The sequence below is a fragment of the Mesorhizobium sp. B2-8-3 genome, from assembly GCF_006440815.1.
In the GTDB taxonomy this organism is placed as follows: Bacteria; Pseudomonadota; Alphaproteobacteria; order Rhizobiales; family Rhizobiaceae; genus Mesorhizobium.
The window spans coordinates 73,549-93,764 of record NZ_VFTW01000019.1 but is presented as its reverse complement, the minus strand read 5'-3'; the positions used below and the strand labels follow the sequence as shown (position 1 = coordinate 93,764).

The window sequence follows — 20,216 nt, the reverse complement described above, 5'->3', positions numbered from 1 at the left end:
GGGTGGCTCCCCGCTTCCGGTATTGCCCAGATTGGGTCGACATTTCATGCAATTGCGCCTTTTTCCACCTTTCGCCAGCCTTCTGGGATTGGTGCTGGCGCTGCTTTGCTGCGCCCCGGCCGGCGCGCAGCTTTTCGAGACCAAGGCGACGCAGGCGTTCATGATCGATGCCGACACCGGCACCGTGCTCTTCGCCAAGGACCCCGACAAGCCGATCCCGCCGGCCTCGATGGCCAAGCTGATGACGATGGAAATGGTCTTCAACGCCATCAAGTCGAAGCGGATCACGCTCGACGACACTTTTGTCGTCAGCGAAAACGCCTGGCGCACCGGCGGCGCGCCATCCGGGACCTCGACCATGTTCGCCAAGCTCAAATCCGCGGTCCGCGTCGAGGATTTGATCCAGGGCGTCACCGTGCAGGCGGCCAATGACGGCTGTATCGTGCTCGCCGAGGGCATGGCGGGCTCGGAAGCGAATTTCGCCGCCCAGATGACCGATCGCGCCCGTCAGCTCGGCCTCTCGAAATCCACCTTCGTCAATTCGACCGGCCTGCCGGCGGACGGCCAGCAGACGACGGTGCGTGAGCTGACGATGCTGGCGCTGCATCTGTGGCGCGACTATCCGGAATTCTTCCACTACTACGGCCAGCCGGACTTCACCTGGAACAAGATATCGCAGAGGAACCGCAATCCGCTGATCGCCATGGGCATCGAGGCCGACGGCTTCGTGGCCGGCGCCAGCGAGCAGGCGGGCTTCGGCCTGGTCGGCACCGTCAGCCACAACGGCACGCGCGTGATCGCCGCTCTCAGCGGGCTGGCAAATGACCGCGAACGCTCCGAAGAGGCGCGCAAGCTGCTCGACTGGGGCTCGCGGTCATTCCAGAAGACCGAGATCTTCGCCAAGGACGAGGTGGTCGGCGAAGCAGAGGTTTTCGGCGGTGCCAAGTCTGGCCTCGCCTTGAAAGCGAAAGGTCCGGTAGACATCTTTCTGCCGATCGCCAATCGCGACAAGCTGACCGCCAGGATCGTCTACCAGGGTCCGGTGTCGGCGCCGATCGAGGAAGGGCAACCGGTCGGGGAACTGCGCGTTTGGATAGGCGACACGCTGAGCCAGCAGACGCCTCTATATGCCGCCGAGTCGGTGAAGGTGGGCACGCTGCCGCAGCGCGCGCTCGACGCGGCCAAGGAACTCGCTGTCGGCTGGCTGCGTCAGAAACATTTGTGATCGGGCAAGTTCGTGGACCTTTTGTCGGACGAGAGCTATGACAGCGGCCAGCATGGGCAAAGGCAGTCTCGATTGGCGAGCGGATTTTTCATCACCTTCGAGGGCGGCGAAGGAGCAGGCAAGTCGACGCAGATCGAGCGGCTGGCGCGGCGCATGCGCGCCAAGAAGTATGAGGTGCTGGTCAGCCGCGAACCGGGTGGATCGCCCGGCGCCGAGGCCGTAAGGCATGTGCTCCTGTCCGGGGCGGCCGAGCCGTTCGGCCCGAAGATGGAGGCGATCCTGTTCGCCGCCGCGCGCTCCGACCATGTCGAGCAGGTCATCCGGCCGGCGGTCGAGCGCGGCTCGATCGTGCTGTGCGACCGTTTCATCGATTCCTCGCGCGTCTACCAAGGGGTCACAGGCGGCCTCGATGCCGATTTCATGAAGGCGCTGGAGGCAGTGGCCATCAACGGCATGATGCCGGACATGACGCTGATCTTCGACATCGATCCCGCTGAAGGCCTGAAGCGGGCCGCCGCGCGGCGCGGCGCCGGGGACGCCGCCGACCGCTTCGAGAAGGAGACCTTGGCCATCCACCGGCGACGGCGCGAGGCTTTCCTTGCCATCGCCGAGGCGGAGCCGGAGCGCTGCATCGTCGTCGACGCTTCCGCGGATCCCGATACGGTGGAGGATGTCGTCACCGCCGCCGTCTTCGCGGCGCTGGAAGAACGGATGCCGGCGCAAAGGATTGAGACGGCGCCGGCATGATCTTCGAACGCATTGCCCCCGAGCAGCACGACACGCTGGACGGCGTGCCTCAGCCGGCTGAAACGCCGCAGCTGATCGGCCACTCGACCGCGGCAGGGATGCTTGCCGGCGCCTACCGCGCCGGGAAGCTGCCGCATGCGCTGATTTTCGCCGGGCCGCAAGGCATCGGCAAGGCGACGCTGGCGTTCCACATGGCGCACCATCTCCTGAGATATCCGGATTTCAAGACGGCGCCCGACGCGCTCGCCGTTCCCGATCCGGCCTCCTCGCTGTTTCGCCAGATTGCCACCGGCGCGCATCCTTCGGTGCTGCATCTCACCCGTCCGGCCAATGACAAGACCAAGAGCTTCAAGACGGTGCTGACCGTCGACGAGATCCGCAAGGTCAGCCGCTTCCTGTCGATGACCTCGCATGACGGCAGCTACCGCGTCGTCATCGTCGATCCGGCCGACGACATGAACATCAACGCCGCCAATGCCTTGCTCAAGAATCTCGAAGAGCCGCCGGCACGCACCCTGTTCATTCTGGTGGTGCACGCACCGGGCAGCCTGTTGCCGACGATCCGCTCGCGCTGCCAGATGGTGCGGCTGGCGCCTCTGGCCGCCGACGAGCTGATGGCGGTGCTGGAAAATGTCGAGCCTCAGCCGCCGGACGATCCGGCCGCGCGCGCAGCACTTGCCGAGCGGGCAGGGGGCAGCGCCCGCAACGCGATCCTGCTCACCCAATATGGCGGGCTGGAGATCGCCGGCGCGCTCGACGCACTGGTGGCGGCCAGGAAGCCCGACATTGCCGGCGTCCACCGCCTTGCCGAGGCCGTGGCGGGACGCGATCAGGCGATCCAGTTCGACATCTTCAACCGCCGCGCGCTAGACCTGCTTTCGACCGCCGCCAGCGAAGCGGCGCTGGCCGGCGACCTCGCCAGGGCCAAATCGCTGTCCGAGGCTTGGCACGAAGCGCTGAACACGATATCTGAGGCCGAGACCTACAACCTCGACAAGAAGCAGCACGCCCTGACCATGATCGACCGCCTGAATTCTGCGATGCGAATGTGAATGCGCCTTGTCCTCGGGATGGCAATCGCCGTCTCGATGAGATATCCACCGCCACACTTCCCATTCAGACATTCATGGCGATTTCATCCATGGCACGCGAAAAATTCTATCTGACCACCCCGATCTTTTATCCGAATGGCAAGCCGCATATCGGCCACGCCTATACGGTCATTGCCAGCGACGCGCTGGCCCGCTTCCAGCGGCTGGACGGCAAGGACGTGTTCTTTCTCACGGGCACTGACGAGCATGGTCTCAAGATGCAGCAGACGGCCGAGAAGGAAGGCATCACGCCCTTAGAGCTTGCCGACCGCAATTCAGCAATCTTCCGCTCGATGACCGAGACCCTCGGCGCCTCAAACGACGAATTCATCCGCACGACCGAACCACGCCATTACGCGTCCTGCCAGGCGATCTGGAAGGCGATGGCCGCGAATGGCGACATCTATCTGGACCGCTACAGCGGCTGGTATTCGGTGCGGCAGGAGGCCTATTTCGACGAGAGCGAAACCACGCTCGGCGAGGATGGCGTGCGCCGCGAACCGCTTGGGTCGCCAGTCGAATGGAACGAGGAGGAAAGCTATTTCTTCCGGCTGTCCGCCTACCAGGACAAGTTGCTGGCGCTGTATGAAACCCAGCCGGACTTCGTCGGTCCGGCGGAGCGCCGCAACGAGGTGATGAGCTTCGTCAAGTCCGGCCTGAAGGATCTGTCGATCTCACGAACCACCTTCAAGTGGGGCGTTCCGGTGCCCGGCGACGACAAGCATGTGATGTATGTGTGGGTCGATGCATTGACCAACTACATCACCGCCGCCGGCTATCCCGATACCAAGTCCCAGAAATGGAGCTTTTGGCCGGCCACGCATGTCATCGGCAAGGATATCGTGCGCTTCCATGCCGTTTACTGGCCGGCTTTCCTGATGTCGGCGGGGATCGAGCTGCCGAAACGGGTCTTTGCCCACGGCTTCCTGTTCAACCGCGGCGAGAAGATGTCGAAGTCGGTCGGCAATGTCGTCGACCCGTTCGCCATGGTCGAACATTACGGTCTCGACCGCGTGCGCTACTTCTTCCTGCGCGAGGTGCCGTTCGGCCAGGACGGCAGTTACAGCCATGAGGCGATCGTCAACCGCACCAACGCCGACCTCGCCAACGGTCTCGGCAATCTGGCGCAGCGCTCGCTGTCGATGATCGCCAAGAACTGTGGTGGCAAGGTGCCGGCGCGCGGCGACCTTACCGAGGCCGACACGGCGATCCTCGACCAGGCGATCGAAGCGTTGGCGGTTTCGCGTCGGGCGATGGCGGAGCAGGGCATCCACCTGGCGCTGGCGGCGATCTTCGGCGTTGTTGCCGAAGCCGATCGCTATTTCGCTTCGCAGGAGCCTTGGGCGCTTAAGAAGACCGACCCGGAGCGCATGGAAACCGTCTTGTGGGCAACGGCCGAACTGGTGCGGCGTGTGGCACTGCTTTGCCAGCCCTTCGTTCCCGGATCGGCCGCGAAACTGCTCGACCTGTTGGCCGTGCCCGCGGACAAACGCGCTTTCGAGCATGTCCACGCCGACCACGCGCTGGTGCCCGGCGCGGCATTGCCGGCACCGGAGGGCGTGTTTCCGCGCTATGTCGAGCAGGACGGCAACAGCTGATGCTGGTCGACAGCCATTGCCATCTCGACTTTCCGGACTTCGCCGAGGAGCGGGCGGCTATCGTCGCCCGCGCCCTCGCCGCCGGCATCGGTCGCATGGTGACGATCTCGACGCGCGTGAGGCGCTTTCAGCAAATCCTTGAAATCGCTGAAACTTTCAATGAGGTCTATTGCTCGGTCGGCACTCATCCGCACAATGCCGCGGAAGAGCTGGACGTCACCGCCGACGAGCTGGTGCGGCTTTCCGACCATCCCAAAGTGGTGGCGATCGGCGAAGCCGGGCTCGATTACTATTATGACAAGGCGCCGCGCGATGCGCAGGCGCAAGGCTTTCGCACCCATATAGCGGCCGCGCGCCGGACCGGCCTGCCGCTGGTCATCCATTCGCGCGATGCCGACGACGACATGGCGGCGATCCTCGAGGACGAAACAGGGAAGGGCGCTTTCCCCTTCATTCTGCACTGTTTTTCATCCGGGCGCAGGCTGGCCGAAGTCGGCGTGGCGCTGGGCGGCTATGTCTCCTTTTCCGGCATCCTGACCTTCAAGAATTCCACCGAATTGCGCGCCATCGCCGCCGACGTCCCGCGCGATCGGCTGCTGGTCGAAACGGATGCACCCTACCTTGCGCCGGTCCCGCATCGCGGAAAACGCAACGAACCGGCCTATGTGGCGAACACTGCAAAGGTGCTTGCCGAGACCATCGGCGTAAGCGAGGCCGAGATCGCCGATATCACCACCGGGAACTTCTTCAGGCTGTTCACCAAGATGCCGCGTCCCGAAACGGCTGCGGGCTGAGGCATGAGCGACCGGCTGCGCTTTACCATTCTTGGCTGCGGCTCATCGCCCGGCACGCCGCGCATCACCGGCGATTGGGGCAATTGCGACCCCAAGAACCCGAAGAACCGGCGCATGCGCACGGCCGCGCTGGTCGAGCGGATTGCCGCCAATGGCGCGCGCACCACGGTCGTCATCGACACCGGGCCGGATTTCCGCGAGCAGATGCTGCTGGCCTCGGTCAAGCGCATCGACGCGGTCGTCTACACGCATCCGCATGCCGACCACATCCACGGCATCGACGATCTGCGCGGCTATGTGCTCGAGCAACGCCATCGCATCGACATCCATGCCGACGAGCCGACCATGCTGCGGCTGCGCCAGGCATTCCGCTATTGCTTCGAGACGCCATCCGGCAGCTCTTATCCGCCGATCGTCGAGGCTCACATCATCGATCACGCGAGGCCGGTCGTGATCGAAGGCGAGGGCGGCGCCCTCACCTTAGAGCCGCTGCCGCAGTTTCATGGCGATATCATCTCGCTGGGCTTCCGCATCGGCGGGCTTGCCTATTGCCCGGATATCAGCGGCTTCCCGGACGCCACCGCCGAGCGCCTGCGCGGCCTCGACATGCTGGTCATCGATGCGCTGCAGTACAACACGCATCCCAGCCATCTGTCGCTCGGCCAGGCGCTGGAGTGGATCGAGAAGCTGGCGCCGAAGAACGCCGTGCTGACCCATATGCATGTGCCGCTGGATTATGCCGCCGTGATGGCCGAAACGCCGGAGTACGTGGCGCCGGCCTATGACGGCATGGTGGTCGAAATTCCTTACGAGTCAGAACGATAGCGTCAGCTGCTCAGTTTGTGTTGCAGTTCGTCTGTCGAACGTTCGGTAGAGATCTCGAAGGCGCGAAGCGTTGCAGGGAGTAATCCGCGGAGCTCGTCGCCAGCAGCGAAAGCCGCAGCCATTCCTGGGTATGCGCCCGACCCGTTAGTTCCATAATCTATCTTATGCGACTTTCCGGTGTGGCCACAGAGATGTCGAAAGCGCTGCGTCATACAGCCCTGCTCGCCAGCCGCACGGAGCTGTTGCGCATTAACGGGTACGAACAGGAGTCGTCCCTCATTGCGGCAGCAAGTGCTCGGAACTCACCGCCGAACCTCGCGTTGGCCTGGTGAGCGGTTTGAGGACCTTTGCATGCGTTCACGGCTTGAGTTGGCGAGCGGCACGGAATTGTCTTTCCTCACGGCTGGAGAGCCCTCCAAACCGGCTCTTCTGCTTCTTCACGGTTTTCCGAGTTCCTCCAGGACCTTTCGCCACGTTATTCCCGCATTGTCGAAGGTGGCTTATGTGGTTGCGCCCGACATGCCTGGGTTCGGCATGTCCGATGCTCTGCCCGAGCCGTCTTTTGATGGTTTTGCCGATGCGATCTCGGAGTTGCTCGGCCACCTCTCGGTCGGCTCGCGCTACATCTACCTGCATGACTTTGGCGCGCCGGTCGGCCTGCGGATAGCCATGCAGGCTCCCGATGCGGTGTTGGGCTTGATCGTCCAGAACGCCAACGCGCATCGGAGCGGAATGGGGCCATCATGGAAGGCGACGCAGGACTTTTGGGCCAATCCGAACCGCGACAATGAAGCGAAAGCCACCGCGCATCTGACCTTCGAGGGCACGCGCGAACAGTATGTGGCAGGTGTTCCCGACGATGTGGCCGCACAAATTCCGCAGGAGAACTGGGAGGAAGACTGGCGCGTGATGCAGCGCCCCGGAGGCATCGAGACGCAGCGCGCGCTTATTGCAGACTATGGCAACTACGTCGCTGGTTTCGACGCGATTGCCGACTATCTGCAGCGCCGGCAGCCTCGCGCCCTGATGCTGTGGGGTCGGCATGACACGTTCTTTGACCTGGCAGAGACGCTATCATGGATGCAGGCCCTGCCGAGGATGGAAGCACACATTCTCGACGGGCCTCATTTCCTGCTGGAAACGCATGCCAACCAAGCTGCGTCGTTGATGGTCGACTTCCTGGAACGGCAATAAAACAGTCCTTGAGGTCTGGCCGGCCCGAACGCGGCCGACGCCTGGGCTACATTGTCCGGCATCAATGTTCTGGCCACTGCCTGTCGGCCATTTCCGCTCGGCACCGTCTCGCTTGCCTGGCGCTACGGCAGCCGCTTTGTCACGCCCGCGAGGTTCACGCCCAGGGCGTCGAAGCCGCTTTGCGGCACATTCCGGAAGGCGCGCGTGTCGTCGTCACTTTCGACTCCGACAGCCTCGATCCATCGATCATGCCGGGAGTGGCCGCGCGCACGCCCGGCGGCCTCACCTACACGCAAGCGATCGATCTGATCGCAGGCCTCGGCAAGCGGGCGAGGATTGCTGGATTCGACCTTGTCGAGCTTTATCCTCCCGCCGATATTGACGGCGTGTCGGCGCTCACGGCCGCCCGTCTTCTTGTCAACGTGATCGGCGCCATTGTCCGGCAGACCGGCTGAGATCCGATCGGATGGTCTAGAAAAAGCTGTTCAGAAATGCCGATGCCTCGTCTGAAACACCAACGATCTTGTTGGTCGCCTGGCGGTAGAATTTGAAGTTGAGCTCGGTCTCGGGCCGGCCGTCCTTCCAATCCTTGAAGCGCTTGAGCTCATCGCGACCCAAGCGTCTCGTTGCCATGGCGGTGCGGTGGACGGCAACGCTGACGCGCGGCGTCTGCCGTTCGACATCCGGACGTCTGGAAGTGGCCTCGGAGGATGTCACGACGCCGCGGGCGACAAGCCCCTGCCCGCCTTCGTTCTCGCTGGCGAACAGGAAGATGACGTCGCCTTCGGCAATGCGCTTGCCGCCATACATGGTTTTCTGGGCGGCGAACACGAACGTCTCCGCCGCCGGGTCCTCGATTTCGGTCTTGATGGCGTATGCCATGCCCTACGGTTCCCGGCTGAGGCCTATCCGGTAACTCAGCACGCGCCGGCCGGCCGGCTCGATCAGCATGACGCCCGGCTTGTCGGCGAATTCGCCGTCGAAATCGACGGGACTGGCGATGCCGTGCCAGGGCTCGATGCACAGGAAGGGCGCGCCGCCGGGCTTGGACCAGATGCCCAGCTCGTTGAAACCCTGCCAGGACACCTCGATCGCCGGCCCTCGCGCCGCGGCATAGCGCACACTGGTGCTGGCCGGCTTGTCGAGGATGACGGCGTCATCGTCGAACAGTTTTTCGGAAAGCGGCAACGTCTTTCCCTCGATGGGTGTCGGTTGCAGGTCCGGCAGCAGCAGGCCGTCCTTCAGGCGGCGGACCGGCGACGGTTCATTGTCGGCGAAGGTCAGCCGGTAGGCCTCCTTGGGCAGTTCCGGCAGCAGCGGCCAGTTGAACGCCGGATGCGCGCCGATCGAGGCGGGCAGCGGCTCGTCGCCCGTGTTGGCGATCTCGAAGGTCACGCCGAGCTGCCGGGGTTTCAGCTCGTAGCCGATGGCGAGGCGAAAGGCGAAGGGATAGTGCGTTCGCGTCTCGGCATCATCCGTCAGCACCAATGTGCAGGAGGTCGGCCCCTGCTCCGCCCAGGCAAAGCGCCGGTCGCGGGCAAAGCCGTGCTGCGTCATCGGATGGGTTTGGCCGCGATGCCGCAGCTGGTCGCCCTTGAGCCGGCCGACGATCGGGAACAGGACCGGCGAATGACGGCGCCAGACGGGGCCTGCCTGCCACAGAAGCTCGGTGCCGTCGCCATCGCGCAGCGAGACCAGCTCGGCCCCCTGCCCGACGACGGTCGCCGAAATGCCGTCAGCGTGAAGCGTCAGTTGTTCCATTGCGTCCTCGCGGCTGGCTGGTCTGGCCGGCAGGCTAGCAAAAGGCCGCGCGTGAACTCAAGCGCGGCAGGCAGATCTCACCTTGGTCCTGGGCGCCTTGGTGCGCAATCGACAAAAAATGGCCGGAGGTTTCCCTCCGGCCACGCCGAGGTCAGCAGTGTTGCCTGCTACGGTCCGGCTTATTCGCGCTCACCGGTGAAATTCAAGAGCAGCTGGAAGATGTTGATGAAGTTCAGATAGAGCGAGAAGGCGCCGAAGACGGCGAGCTTCTGCTGCGATTCCGCGTCGAAATTCTCAGCATACTGCTCCTTGATGGTCTGCGTGTCCCAGGCGGTCAGGCCGACGAAGACGGCAATGCCGATCACCGAGATGGCGAACTGCAGCGCGGTCGAGCCGAGGAACAGGTTGACCAGGCTGGCGATGACCACGCCGATCAGGCCCATGATCAGAAAGGACGAGAACTGCGTCAGGTCGCGCCTGGTCGTGTAGCCGTAGAGGCTGGTGGCGCCGAACATCGTGGCGGCGATGAAGAAGGTGCGCGCGATGCTGGTCGAGGTGAAGACCAGGAACACCGAGGCAAGCGACAGGCCCATGACGGCGCAGAAGGCCCAGAACATCGCTTGCGCGCCCGAGGCCGACATGGTCTGCATCCTGAACGAGAAGAGCATGACGAAGGCGAGCGGCGCCAGCATCACCACCCATTTCAGCGGGCTGGAGAAGATCGGCACATAGAGCGCGGGTGTCGAGGCCACGAAGAAGGCGACGAGGCCGGTGACGACGAGGCCGAGGCCCATATAGTTGTAGACGCGCAGCATGTGCTTGCGCAGGCCCTGGTCATAGACGGCTCCGGCCTGCACGCCGGCGCCCGTTCGGTATCCCAGATTGGGGCTGTTCATTTGGTTCTCCTTGGTTCTTGGTAGAGGTCTGTTTTCAGTAGAGCGTTCTGGCGAGTTTCTCGGCGGCATGGTCGAGATTGCCGGCGCCGCTGCGTCCGACCACGGCATAGGCGACCTCGCCGATCTGGAAATACGCAGTCGAAATGTCATTGGAGGGCGCGACCGTGGGCTTCACGACGTCGAACGTGCCGGGCCTGATGGCGAACAGCGAGACGAGACCGAGATCCTTGGTCTCGACCGCCACCTCGACGCTCGGCCCGAATTGCGAGGGGTAGACCTGGACGTCGCGGATCTTCCAGTCGTCGGGCAGCGACGGCATGACGATCGCGGTGGCGGCGCGGATCTCGTCGGCATCGTAGCCCGGCGCCTCCTGCTGCGACGGCATCGTCTCGCGCACCAAAGTCGTGCGGTGCGCCCTGACCGCATCCTCGACATAGGCCGGCGGCTGCGTCGAGGCGACCACCTTGGTCACCGCGATCGGCCCGAAAATGCCGTTGGCCAGCCAGCCCGCCGCGACCAGCACGGCCGCGGCCGCGGCCCGCTGCAGCACGGCAAGGATACGTCCCCTGGCAAGTGCCCTTTCCAGCCGCCGCGCCGCTTCTGTCGTGGCCGGACGCGCCATGCCGATGGGGCCTGCAAGCGCAACTCGCAGTTCATCGCGCGTCCTCAAATCGGACATCACGCGCGCCGCCGCTTCCGGGCGCGCGGCGAGGAACGCCTCGACCTCGATGCGGCGGGCGACATCCAGTTGATCGTCGACATAGGCGTCGAGATCGGCATCGGTCACGGGGTCGACAATGGCGGTCATTGATCGTCTCCCACGATCCTGAGATGAGGCTTGGTCTTCGGCGTCGCGCCTTCTTCCATCTCGCGCAGCGCGGCACGCGCGCGGCCGATGCGCGACATCAGCGTTCCGAGCGGCACGCCGATGACTTCGGCGGCCTGCTGATAGGAAAGCCCCTCGATAGCAACGAGATGGAGCGCTGAGCGCTGCTCCTCCGGCAGCGAAAGAAACGCTTCCCGCACTTGCGACAGGCGCACCGAATGGTCCTGTGCTGCCGGCATGCTTTGGTCCGCAACAAGGCCGGCCTGTTCGATGCGCGCCGCCTCGGAGCGGCGCGAGCGCATGCGGTCGATGAAGATGTTGTGCACGATCGCCAGAAGCCAGGCACGCAAATTGCCGCCCGAGCGAAAGGTCGCGCGTCGCTCATAGGCGCGCACCAGCGCGTCATGGACGAGATCCTCAGCGTCGGCGCTGTCGCGCGTCAGCGAGCGCGCGTAGCGCCGCAGCGACCCCAACTGCCCGACGATGTCGAAGCGTGCCATCGACCGTTTCATGCCCTGTTTACGGAGCATGTAGGGATTTTAATCCCCTGCCCGGCATTTCTTTTCGTGCCGCCCGTGTCTGAGGAAACCGCTGGCGCGGCGGGGTCGATTTGCGTATCAATCCGCCGCCATTGGAGTCCTTTTCGATGTTCGAGACCCTGCAGCCCGCCCCCGCCGACAAGATCCTTGCCCTGATCGGCCTCTATCGCAACGACCCGCGGCCCGGCAAAGTCGACCTCGGTGTCGGCGTCTACAAGGACATCGACGGCAGGACGCCGGTGATGCGCGCCGTGCGCGAGGCCGAGAAGCGGCTGCTGGCCAGCCAGGACACCAAGACCTATCTCGGCCTTGCCGGCGATGCCGGCTTCAACGCCGCCATGATCAAGCTCGCCTTCGGCGAGAAGGCCGACCCTTCGCGCATCCGCGCGGCACAGGCGCCGGGCGGATCCGGCGCGCTCAGGCTGGTGGCGGAGCTTCTGCAGCGCACGCGCGCCGGCGCGACCGTGTGGCTGTCCGACCCGACCTGGCCGAACCATCTGCCGGTGATGCGCGCCGCCGGTCTGCAAGTCCGCGACTATCCTTATTTCGATGCTGCTTCCGGCGCTGTCCGCTTCGACGAGATGCTGGCGACGCTCAAGATGGCCAACAGTGGCGATGTCGTGCTGCTGCATGGCTGCTGCCACAATCCGACCGGCGCCAATCTGGATGCCGCGCAGTGGGCCAAGGTCGCCGACGTGCTGCTGGAGCGCGGTCTGCTGCCTTTCGTCGACATTGCCTATCAGGGCTTTGGCGAGGGCCTCGACGCCGACGCCGCCGGTCTGCGGCTCTTGGCCGGCAAGGTGCCGGAAATGGTCGTCGCCTCGAGCTGCTCGAAGAATTTCGCCGTCTATCGCGACCGCGTCGGCGCGGCGATGGTCATGGCCAAGGACGGCACCCAGGCGGACGTGGCGATGAGCCAGATGCTGGCGGCGGCGCGCGCGCTCTATTCGATGCCGCCGGATCATGGTGCGGCGGCGGTGCGCATGGTGCTGGAGGACGCCAGCCTGAGAAAGGATTGGGAGACGGAGCTCGAGGAGATGCGGCTGCGCATGCTCAGGCTGCGCGTCGCCTTCGCCGAAGCCCTCAGGCGTCAGTCCAACTCCGATCGCTTCGATTTCGTCGCCAGCCATCGCGGCATGTTTTCGCGGCTCGGCTTGACCGAGGCGCAAGTCGAACGCCTGCGCACCGAGCACGCCGTCTATATGGTGGGCGACAGCCGCATCAACGTGGCCGGCCTGCCGGAGGACGGCATGGACGATCTCGCCAAGGCGATCGTTTCGGTGCTTGACTGAGGCTGTGGACAACTCGTTTCGGTGTCCGGCCAGGATTGGTCGGACGCTGACCGCGGGATAGGCTCAATTCATGAAGCCCTCCAAGGACATTTCCCGGCTGATCGAGATCATGGCGGCGCTGCGAGCGCCGAAGACCGGCTGCCCCTGGGATATCGAGCAGAATTTTACGACCATCGCGCCCTACACGATCGAGGAGGCCTATGAAGTGGCCGACGCGATCGCGCGCGGCGATTTCGACGATCTGCGCGAGGAGCTGGGCGATCTGCTGCTGCAGGTCGTCTACCATGCGCAGATGGCCGAGGAGATCGGCGAGTTCGCTTTCGGCGATGTCGTCGAGGCCATCACCACCAAGATGATCCGCCGCCATCCGCACGTCTTCGGCGACGAGAAGGCGCGCAGCGCCGGCATGGCCAAGGGCATGTGGGAGAAGATCAAGGCGGTTGAAAAAGCCGAGAAGCGCAACGCCCGGCTCGCGCGCGGGCTCGATCCGGAAGATCACGGCAAAGGCTATCTCGACAGCGTGCCGGTCGCGCTCCCTGCCCTGACGCGCGCCCTGAAGCTGCAGGAGAAGGCAGCGCGCGTCGGCTTCGACTGGAGCGAGGCAGCCCCGATCCTCGACAAAATAGAGGAAGAGATCGGCGAATTGCGCGAGGCGCTCGCCTCCGGTGACGCGGCTCCGATCAAGGATGAGTTCGGCGACATGCTGTTTGCCGTCGTCAATCTCGGCCGCCACCTCAAGCTCGATTCGGAAGCGGCGCTCAGCGGCACCAACGACAAGTTCCGGTCGCGCTTTCACTATGTCGAGCAAGCCTTGGAGGCTTCGGGCGGTTCACTGGAGAAGGCAACGCTCGACGAAATGGAAGCGCTCTGGCAGGAGGCCAAAAGCGGCAAGGAATCAGCCGATTAGCTGCCCTTGCGATGCAGGCGGCTCTCGATTTCCCGCCTGGCGCTATGCGTGGCCGTGAGCGAGAGGGTGACGCTGCCGTCTTCATTGTCGGTGCGCGAAACGACGTCGCCGTTGCGGTAGAGCCAGTCGACTTGGCCGAGCTGAGCCGGGCTCAACGTCACGGTCATCGTTTCCAGCTCGCCCGACACCCGAGTTTCGATGAGTGCTTTCAGCGTGTCCAGTCCTTCGCCGGTCACCGCTGAAATGGCTATCGGCGGAGACTTGCCGCTTGCCCCTTCGTCAAGCAGCCGCTCGCGATTGCCTTCGTCTAGGAGATCAATCTTGTTCCAGACCTCGATCACGCGGTTCGCGTCGGCGGCGTCGACGCCGAGATCGCCAAGGATGCGTTCGACGTCCTCAGCCTGGGCGGCCGTGTCCGGATCCGAGATGTCGCGCAGATGAAGTACCAGATCCGCCTCGACCACCTCTTCCAGCGTTGCCCGGAAGGCCGCCACCAGATGCGTCGGAAGGTCGGAAATGAAGCCCACCGTGTCGGACAGGATGACCGGCGTGCCGTGCGGCAGCCGCACGCGCCGCAACGTCGGGTCAAGCGTTGCGAACAGCATGTCCTCGGCCAGCACCCCTGCCCCGGTCAACCGGTTGAACAGCGTCGACTTGCCGGCATTGGTGTAGCCGACGATCGCCACCACCGGGAAAGGCACCTTCTTGCGCTTGGCGCGATGCAGGTCGCGTGTGCGCCGCACCGTTTCCAGCTCATGCTTCAGCTTGGTGATCTTGTCCTGCAGGATGCGACGGTCGGATTCGATCTGGGTTTCGCCGGGACCGCCGAGGAAGCCGGCGCCGCCGCGCTGCCGCTCGAGGTGAGTCCAGCTCCGCACCAGGCGGCCCTTCTGGTAGTTGAGATGGGCGAGCTCGACCTGCAGCGTGCCTTCCTTGGTGCGCGCCCGCTCGCCGAAGATCTCGAGGATGAGCCCGGTGCGATCAAGCACCTTGGCGTTCAGTTCCTTTTCGAGATTGCGCTGCTGCACCGGGGTCAGCGGATGGTCGACAATGACCAGTTCCGCCTTGCGTTCCTTCACGATATCCGCGAACTCGGCCACCTTGCCGCTGCCGAGCAGCGTGGCCGGCCGCGGATCGGCAACCGTCACCACCGCGGTGTGAACCGGGTTGAGATCGATGGCGCTGGCAAGGCCGACCGCTTCGTCGTGGCGTGCATCCGCCGAACGGCTCAGACGCGGGCGACTCGACTCATCGTCGCCGCGCTGCTGGCGGGTAAGCACCGGCACAATGACAACGGCCCGGGTCGGATCCTTGGATTCCGGCCCGAGTTGATGTTCTTGTTTCCCGCGAACGCTGCGGTCCGCGTCCTTATCACGTGCCAATCAGGCGCCCTGGCTTTCCTCGCCATCGAACATCTGAACCGGCTGGCTCGGCATAATCGTGGAAATGGCGTGCTTGTAGACGAGCTGGGAGTGCCCGTCACGCCGCAACAACACACAAAAATTGTCGAACGAAGTGACGACACCGGTCAGCTTCACGCCGTTGATGAGGAAGATGGTAAGTGGATTTTTGCTCTTGCGAACTGAATTCAGGAACAGGTCCTGAAGGTTTTGCGATCGTTCCGCCATTTTTCTTGTCTTTCGCCGATCCCCTTCGGTTTGCGGGCCAATGCGCCAAATTACGCGGCGCCTGTCAAGCGAGCAAACCCCCTCTTGCCGACACAATGGCAAGCAGAATGAGATAGTTGAGGTTAATTCCAGTTGTGCGGTTATCAGGCTGGACTTTTTTCCGCAACGTCAAAAAAGGCCTGCCGCAACGAAAGTGTCATGGAACCAGGATGTCCATTTGCGATCGGCGCGCCGTCAATTTCGACCACCGGCATGGCGATTGTCGTCGCCGAACTGATGAACGCTTCCCTGGCCGCCTTGGCCTCGGTGACCGAAAAACCACGTTCTTCGATCTTGAGGCCGAGCTTTGCGGCGACGTCGAAAAGCGTCGTGCGGGTGATGCCGCGCAGGATGCCGTGCTCGGCCGGCCGGGTCACCAGGACGCCGTCGCGTGTGACGATCCAGGCGTTGGACGAGCCGCCTTCCTTGACGTTGCCGTCGGTGTCGACGAACCAGGCTTCCTGGGCGCCGGCTTCCTTGGCCTTCTGCTTGGCGAGCACATTGGGCAAGAGGCCCGTGCTCTTGATGTCTACGCGGTCCCAGCGATTCTCAGGCACTGTGATGACCTTGATGCCGGCTTCCACCCGCTTCGCCGCCGCGGCCGGATCGGCCTTTCTGGCGGTTATGACCAGGGAAGGCCTCGTGCCTGCCGGCGGAAACACGAACTCACGGCTGGCGACGCCGCGTGTCACCTGCACATAGACAAGGCCGTTGATGACGCCGTTGCGATTGACCACCTCGCGCAGCAGCATCGGCAGGACGCCTTCCGAGACCGGCCAGGCGATCGAAAGTTCCTTCAGCGAGCGCTTGAGCCGGGCAAGATGACGCGGCATGTCGACGATATGGCCGCGCGCCACTTCGCAGACCTCATAGACGCCGTCCGCGAACTGATAGCCACGGTCCTCAACATGGACGCTGGCTTGGGCATGGACGACATAGCGCCCGTTGACATAGGCAATGCGCGGCATGGGCATCCTCAGGGAAATATCGGGCTTTCTTAGGCGATTCCGCCCCTGCCGTAATGAACAATCGCGTGGGCCAAGCCGGCCCTGGCAAGCCGGCCCTGGGGAATCTTACGCAATTCCGGACGGACAGCTACGGCGAAACCGCCGAGCCTAACCGCTGCGCACCTTTCCTGGAATTGCTTTACACACCCAGCGACTTCAGCTTGCGGTGGAGCGCCGAGCGTTCCATGCCGATGAACTCGGCCGTCTTCGAGATGTTGCCGCCGAAGCGGTTGATCTGGGCGATCAGATAGTCCTTCTCGAATTGCTCGCGGGCCTCGCGCAACGGCAGCGCCATGATGTGCTGGTCCGACTGGTTGGGCGTGCGTGGCATCACGTCGCCGATCTCGGAGGGCAGAAGATCCGCGGTGATCGGCGCATCGGCCTCTTCGCCGCGCGCCAGAATCATCAATCGCTCGACATTGTTGCGCAGTTGGCGAACGTTGCCCGGCCAGTTATGCGCCTGCAGCACGGCCAGCGCATCGTCGCCGATGCGGCGCGGCTTGATGCCTGCCTGGCGCGCGATCTGCTTCATGAAATTGTCGACGAGATAGGGAATGTCCTCGCGCCGCTCGGCGAGTCCCGGCACGATGACCGGAACCACCGCCAGGCGATGGTAAAGGTCCTCGCGGAAGCGGCCGTCGGCGATCATCGCTTCGAGATTCTGCGAGGTCGAAGAGATGATGCGGACATCGACCTTGACGCGCTTGGTGCCGCCTACCCGCTCGAATTGCTGCTCGACCAGCACGCGCAGGATCTTGTTTTGCGTTTCGCGCGGCATATCGGCGACTTCGTCGATGTAGAGGATGCCGCGATGCGCCTCTTCCAGCGCGCCGACCTTGCGCTCGGTGCCGTTCGATTCTGTACCGAACAGCTCGATCTCCATGCGTTCGGGCGTGATGGTGGCCGCGCTCAGTGTCACGAATGGACCGGTCTTGCGCGACGAAAGCGTGTGGATGGCGCGCGCCGTCAGTTCCTTGCCGGAGCCTGAGGGACCGACGATCATGACGCGGCTGTTGGTGGGCGCGACGCGCTCGATGGTCTGCCGCAGCTGGCTCATCGCCGACGACATGCCGATCAGGTCGAAGGTCTCGCCGCTGCGCTGCTTGAGGTCGGAAACCTCGCGCCGCAGCTTGGACGTCTCCAGCGCGCGCTCTGCGACCAGGATGAGGCGATCGGCCTTGAACGGCTTCTCGATGAAGTCGTACGCGCCGCGCCGGATGGCCGACACCGCCGTCTCGATGTTGCCGTGGCCGGAAATCATCACCACCGGCATGTTCGGGTGCATGGTCTTGATCTCGTCGAGCAACGCCAGGCCGTCGAGGCGCGAACCCTGCAGCCAGATGTCGAGGAAAATCAGCCGCGGCGCGCGATCGGCGATCGCCGCGAGCGCGCTGTCGGCATCATGCGCCGTGCGTGTTTCATGACCCTCGTCGCTCAGGATACCGGCGACAAGTTCGCGGATGTCTTCCTCGTCATCGACGATGAGAATGTCAGACGCCATTACCGACCTTTTCAGTTTCTCTTTCGTGTTCGCTTCGACCTTCACCGCGTGGCGGCGCGGCTACGATCGTCGCCGGGGGCAGGATGATCGAGATCATCGCGCCCCGGCCACCATGGAAATCCGCTGGCGCGTCGTGCAATTCGAGACGGCCGCCATGGTCTTCCACGATCTTCTTGACGATAGCGAGACCAAGCCCGGTGCCCTTCTCGCGTGTCGTCATATAGGGCTCGAGAAGCCTTTGACGATTCTCGCGCGGCAGCCCCTTGCCGTTATCGATAACGTCGATTCGTATGGCGCCATCTTGGCGCCCGGCCTGAATCCGGATTGTGCCGTCCGAACGGTCCTGCGCATCAAGTCCGTCGATCGCCTCGGCCGCGTTCTTGATGACGTTGCCGAAGGCCTGCGCCATCAGGCGGCTGTCGAAAGTGCCTTTCAACGGCTCGCTGCCGAAATCACGTTCGAAGGCGATGTCGGAGCGGCTGACCTCGACCAGGAAGGACGCCTCGCGCAGCGATTCACGCAGGTCGATAGCCTTCATCTCGGGCTTCGGCATGCGGGCAAAGGCCGAGAATTCGTCGACCATGCGGCCGATGTCCTCGACCTGGCGGATGATGGTATCGGTGCACTGGTCGAAGACCTCGCGGTCCTCGGTGATGACCTTGCCGTAGCGGCGCTTGATGCGCTCGGCCGAAAGCTGGATCGGCGTCAGCGGGTTCTTGATCTCATGCGCGATGCGCCGCGCGACATCGGCCCAGGCCGACGAGCGCTGCGCCTGGACGAGATCGGTGATGTCGTCGACCGTGACCACATAGGATTTCTCTTCCTCGCCGTCGTCAGCGGCTTCGACGGTGACCTGGACATTGAAGGTGCGCTCCAGGCCGCTGCGGAAGAAGGTCACCTGCTCGCGATAGACCGGCTTGCCGGACTGCCGCCCGATCTCGAAGACGCGGCCGACAAGCGGCAGGACCGCCGAAAGGTTCTGGCCGAGCGTCGCATTTGCCGAAATCGCCAGCATGGTTTCGGCCGAGCGATTGACGATGGTGATGATGCCGTAAGGGTCGACGCCGATGACGCCGGCGGTGACACCGGCCAGCACGGCCTCGGAGAAGCGCCGCCGCTCGTCGATCAGATCCTTGGCCGAGAGCAGCTCGTTGCGCTGCGATTTGAGCTCCAGGATCATGTTGTTGAAGGTCTCGCCGAGCGAGGCGACGTCGCCATCGGACTGGCGCACCGGAACGGCAGCGTCGAGATTGCCGGTCGCCACCTCGTCGGCGGCGCCGATCAGCTGGCGGATCGGCCGCACGATCCGGTCGGCGACCGCGATGCCGGTCCAGATAGCGGAGAGCGTGATGATCAGCGTGAGCGACAGATAGGGCAGCGCGAAAGCGACCTGAGAGGTCCGGCGGTTGTCCTCGAGATTGCGGTATTCGTCGGTGTTGGACCTGACGATCTGGCGCGCCTTGATCACGTCGGGATCGACGAGCCGGATCGTATACAGGTAAAGCCCTTCGATCTCCCGCAGCTTGATGATGGCGCCCATGATGTTGCGGGTGCGCGGCTCGATCAGCACCGGCTTGCCGTCGGACGCGGTGTCGACAGCGCCCGAGGGCGGCTCTGGCATGGGAAAGTCGGCGTCGGTCTTGGCGTTCATGACGAACGAGCCATCCGGCTTGATCAGGGCCGCATGCGCCAGTCCGCGCCCGACGGCTTCCTTGTTCAACAGGTCGAGGAAACCGCCTCGGTCGAGGCCGTAGAGCGTGCGCGAGGCGTCGAGATCGTACGCCATGGACAATGTCGTGCCCTGCAGGTTGCGCGCGTTCTCCTGCACATAGGCGTCGGCAATCGACAGCGACGAGTTGACGATCGTCTTGGTGCGGATTTCGAACCAGCGGTCGAGGCCGATGTCGAGCGTGATCGAGGCGATGATCGCCACCATGATGGCCGGAATGGCGGCAACCAGCGCGAACATGGCGACGATGCGCACATGCAGCCGCGAGGCGGCCCTGCCATGGCGCCGCGCCAGGACGATGCGGCGCACCTCGCGGGCGATCAAGGCGATGAGGAACAGGACAAAGACGGCATTGGCCGCGATCAAGGCCCAGGTCGCGTGGGCCGTCGGCGCTATCGGCGTTGCGCCGACCAGGATCGCGAACGAGATCGCCGCCGTGATCATCGCGCCGGCAATCGCGACGACGCCCGGCAACGCCAGCAACCGTCGCCCGTCACGCGCGCCGGTCTGGTTGAAAAGCGGTTGGTTCAGGGTCGGAGCCTCAGCTGCCATGTCGCGGTACAGAGTCGATCATCGCGTCGGATGTATGCAACGCATTGTGGCGATTATGCAACAAG

General features: G+C 64.0%; 19 protein-coding genes and 1 pseudogene. 10 read left to right on the top strand and 10 right to left on the bottom strand.

Annotation, left to right across the window (positions count from 1 at the left end; translation table 11 throughout):
• Positions 1-46: 46 nt before the first annotated feature.
• The 8 genes and pseudogenes from FJ418_RS23620 to FJ418_RS23585 form a co-directional block, all read left to right on the top strand.
• Positions 47-1,225 carry a D-alanyl-D-alanine carboxypeptidase family protein gene (locus FJ418_RS23620; RefSeq protein WP_140869708.1) on the top strand — a complete coding sequence of 393 codons (1,179 nt, stop codon included), beginning with the start codon at positions 47-49 and terminating at the stop codon, positions 1,223-1,225.
• Between the two features lie 72 nt (positions 1,226-1,297).
• Positions 1,298-1,972: a dTMP kinase gene (gene tmk, locus FJ418_RS23615; RefSeq protein WP_140869758.1), complete on the top strand. Its 675-nt coding sequence runs from the start codon at positions 1,298-1,300 to the stop codon at positions 1,970-1,972.
• Positions 1,969-3,024, top strand: coding sequence for a DNA polymerase III subunit delta' (locus FJ418_RS23610; RefSeq protein WP_140869705.1), 1,056 nt, complete (start codon positions 1,969-1,971; stop codon positions 3,022-3,024). Before tmk ends, FJ418_RS23610 begins: the two co-directional genes overlap by 4 nt.
• A gap of 89 nt (positions 3,025-3,113) precedes the next feature.
• Positions 3,114-4,661 (top strand): methionine--tRNA ligase, encoded by a 1,548-nt coding sequence (gene metG, locus FJ418_RS23605; RefSeq protein ID WP_140869703.1) that lies wholly within the window; start codon positions 3,114-3,116, stop codon positions 4,659-4,661.
• Positions 4,661-5,455, top strand: a complete 795-nt coding sequence (locus tag FJ418_RS23600) for a TatD family hydrolase (protein ID WP_140869700.1) — start codon at positions 4,661-4,663, stop codon at positions 5,453-5,455. The genes metG and FJ418_RS23600 overlap by 1 nt, the downstream gene beginning before the upstream one ends.
• A gap of 3 nt (positions 5,456-5,458) precedes the next feature.
• Entirely contained in the window at positions 5,459-6,280 is an 822-nt protein-coding gene (locus FJ418_RS23595) for an MBL fold metallo-hydrolase (RefSeq protein WP_140869697.1), read from the top strand.
• Positions 6,281-6,631: 351 nt separating this feature from the next.
• Entirely contained in the window at positions 6,632-7,474 is an 843-nt protein-coding gene (locus tag FJ418_RS23590) for an alpha/beta hydrolase (RefSeq protein WP_140869694.1), read from the top strand.
• 123 nt (positions 7,475-7,597) lie between these two features.
• Positions 7,598-7,929: pseudogene (locus tag FJ418_RS23585) on the top strand (arginase family protein); the annotation flags it as partial.
• Positions 7,930-7,945: 16 nt separating this feature from the next.
• On the opposite strand, the gene FJ418_RS23580 reads toward FJ418_RS23585, so the two are convergent.
• The 5 genes from FJ418_RS23580 to FJ418_RS23560 form a co-directional block, all read right to left on the bottom strand.
• Positions 7,946-8,356, bottom strand: coding sequence for a hypothetical protein (locus FJ418_RS23580; protein ID WP_140869689.1), 411 nt, complete (start codon positions 8,354-8,356; stop codon positions 7,946-7,948).
• Positions 8,357-8,359: 3 nt separating this feature from the next.
• Positions 8,360-9,235 (bottom strand): aldose 1-epimerase family protein, encoded by an 876-nt coding sequence (locus tag FJ418_RS23575; protein WP_140869686.1) that lies wholly within the window; start codon positions 9,233-9,235, stop codon positions 8,360-8,362.
• A gap of 179 nt (positions 9,236-9,414) precedes the next feature.
• Positions 9,415-10,131, bottom strand: a complete 717-nt coding sequence (locus tag FJ418_RS23570) for a Bax inhibitor-1/YccA family protein (RefSeq protein ID WP_140708914.1) — start codon at positions 10,129-10,131, stop codon at positions 9,415-9,417.
• A gap of 34 nt (positions 10,132-10,165) precedes the next feature.
• Positions 10,166-10,939, bottom strand: coding sequence for an anti-sigma factor (locus FJ418_RS23565; protein WP_140869684.1), 774 nt, complete (start codon positions 10,937-10,939; stop codon positions 10,166-10,168).
• Positions 10,936-11,457 carry a sigma-70 family RNA polymerase sigma factor gene (locus FJ418_RS23560; RefSeq protein ID WP_246672454.1) on the bottom strand — a complete coding sequence of 174 codons (522 nt, stop codon included), beginning with the start codon at positions 11,455-11,457 and terminating at the stop codon, positions 10,936-10,938. The genes FJ418_RS23565 and FJ418_RS23560 overlap by 4 nt, the downstream gene beginning before the upstream one ends.
• Positions 11,458-11,603: 146 nt before the next feature.
• Between FJ418_RS23560 and FJ418_RS23555 the strand changes: the two genes are divergently transcribed.
• Positions 11,604-12,788 (top strand): amino acid aminotransferase, encoded by a 1,185-nt coding sequence (locus tag FJ418_RS23555; RefSeq protein ID WP_140869681.1) that lies wholly within the window; start codon positions 11,604-11,606, stop codon positions 12,786-12,788.
• 70 nt (positions 12,789-12,858) lie between these two features.
• Positions 12,859-13,695 carry a nucleoside triphosphate pyrophosphohydrolase gene (gene mazG / locus FJ418_RS23550; RefSeq protein ID WP_140869678.1) on the top strand — a complete coding sequence of 279 codons (837 nt, stop codon included), beginning with the start codon at positions 12,859-12,861 and terminating at the stop codon, positions 13,693-13,695.
• Here mazG and hflX read toward each other — a convergent pair.
• The 5 genes from hflX to FJ418_RS23525 all read right to left on the bottom strand — a co-directional run bounded on the left by hflX (position 13,692) and on the right by FJ418_RS23525 (position 20,151).
• Complete coding sequence (gene hflX, locus FJ418_RS23545) at positions 13,692-15,077, bottom strand: GTPase HflX (RefSeq protein ID WP_140869675.1); 1,386 nt, start codon at positions 15,075-15,077, stop codon at positions 13,692-13,694. The genes mazG and hflX overlap by 4 nt on opposite strands.
• Positions 15,078-15,323 carry an RNA chaperone Hfq gene (hfq, locus tag FJ418_RS23540; RefSeq protein ID WP_006202172.1) on the bottom strand — a complete coding sequence of 82 codons (246 nt, stop codon included), beginning with the start codon at positions 15,321-15,323 and terminating at the stop codon, positions 15,078-15,080.
• Between the two features lie 143 nt (positions 15,324-15,466).
• The gene (locus FJ418_RS23535; RefSeq protein WP_140869672.1) at positions 15,467-16,330 is read right to left on the bottom strand and encodes a D-amino-acid transaminase; all 864 of its coding nucleotides are present in this window, start codon (positions 16,328-16,330) and stop codon (positions 15,467-15,469) included.
• A gap of 178 nt (positions 16,331-16,508) precedes the next feature.
• Entirely contained in the window at positions 16,509-17,870 is a 1,362-nt protein-coding gene (locus FJ418_RS23530; protein ID WP_140646227.1) for a sigma-54 dependent transcriptional regulator, read from the bottom strand.
• A complete protein-coding gene (locus FJ418_RS23525; RefSeq protein WP_140869669.1) occupies positions 17,860-20,151 on the bottom strand; it encodes a PAS domain-containing sensor histidine kinase in 2,292 nt (763 codons plus the stop codon). The genes FJ418_RS23530 and FJ418_RS23525 overlap by 11 nt, the downstream gene beginning before the upstream one ends.
• Positions 20,152-20,216 lie beyond the last annotated feature (65 nt).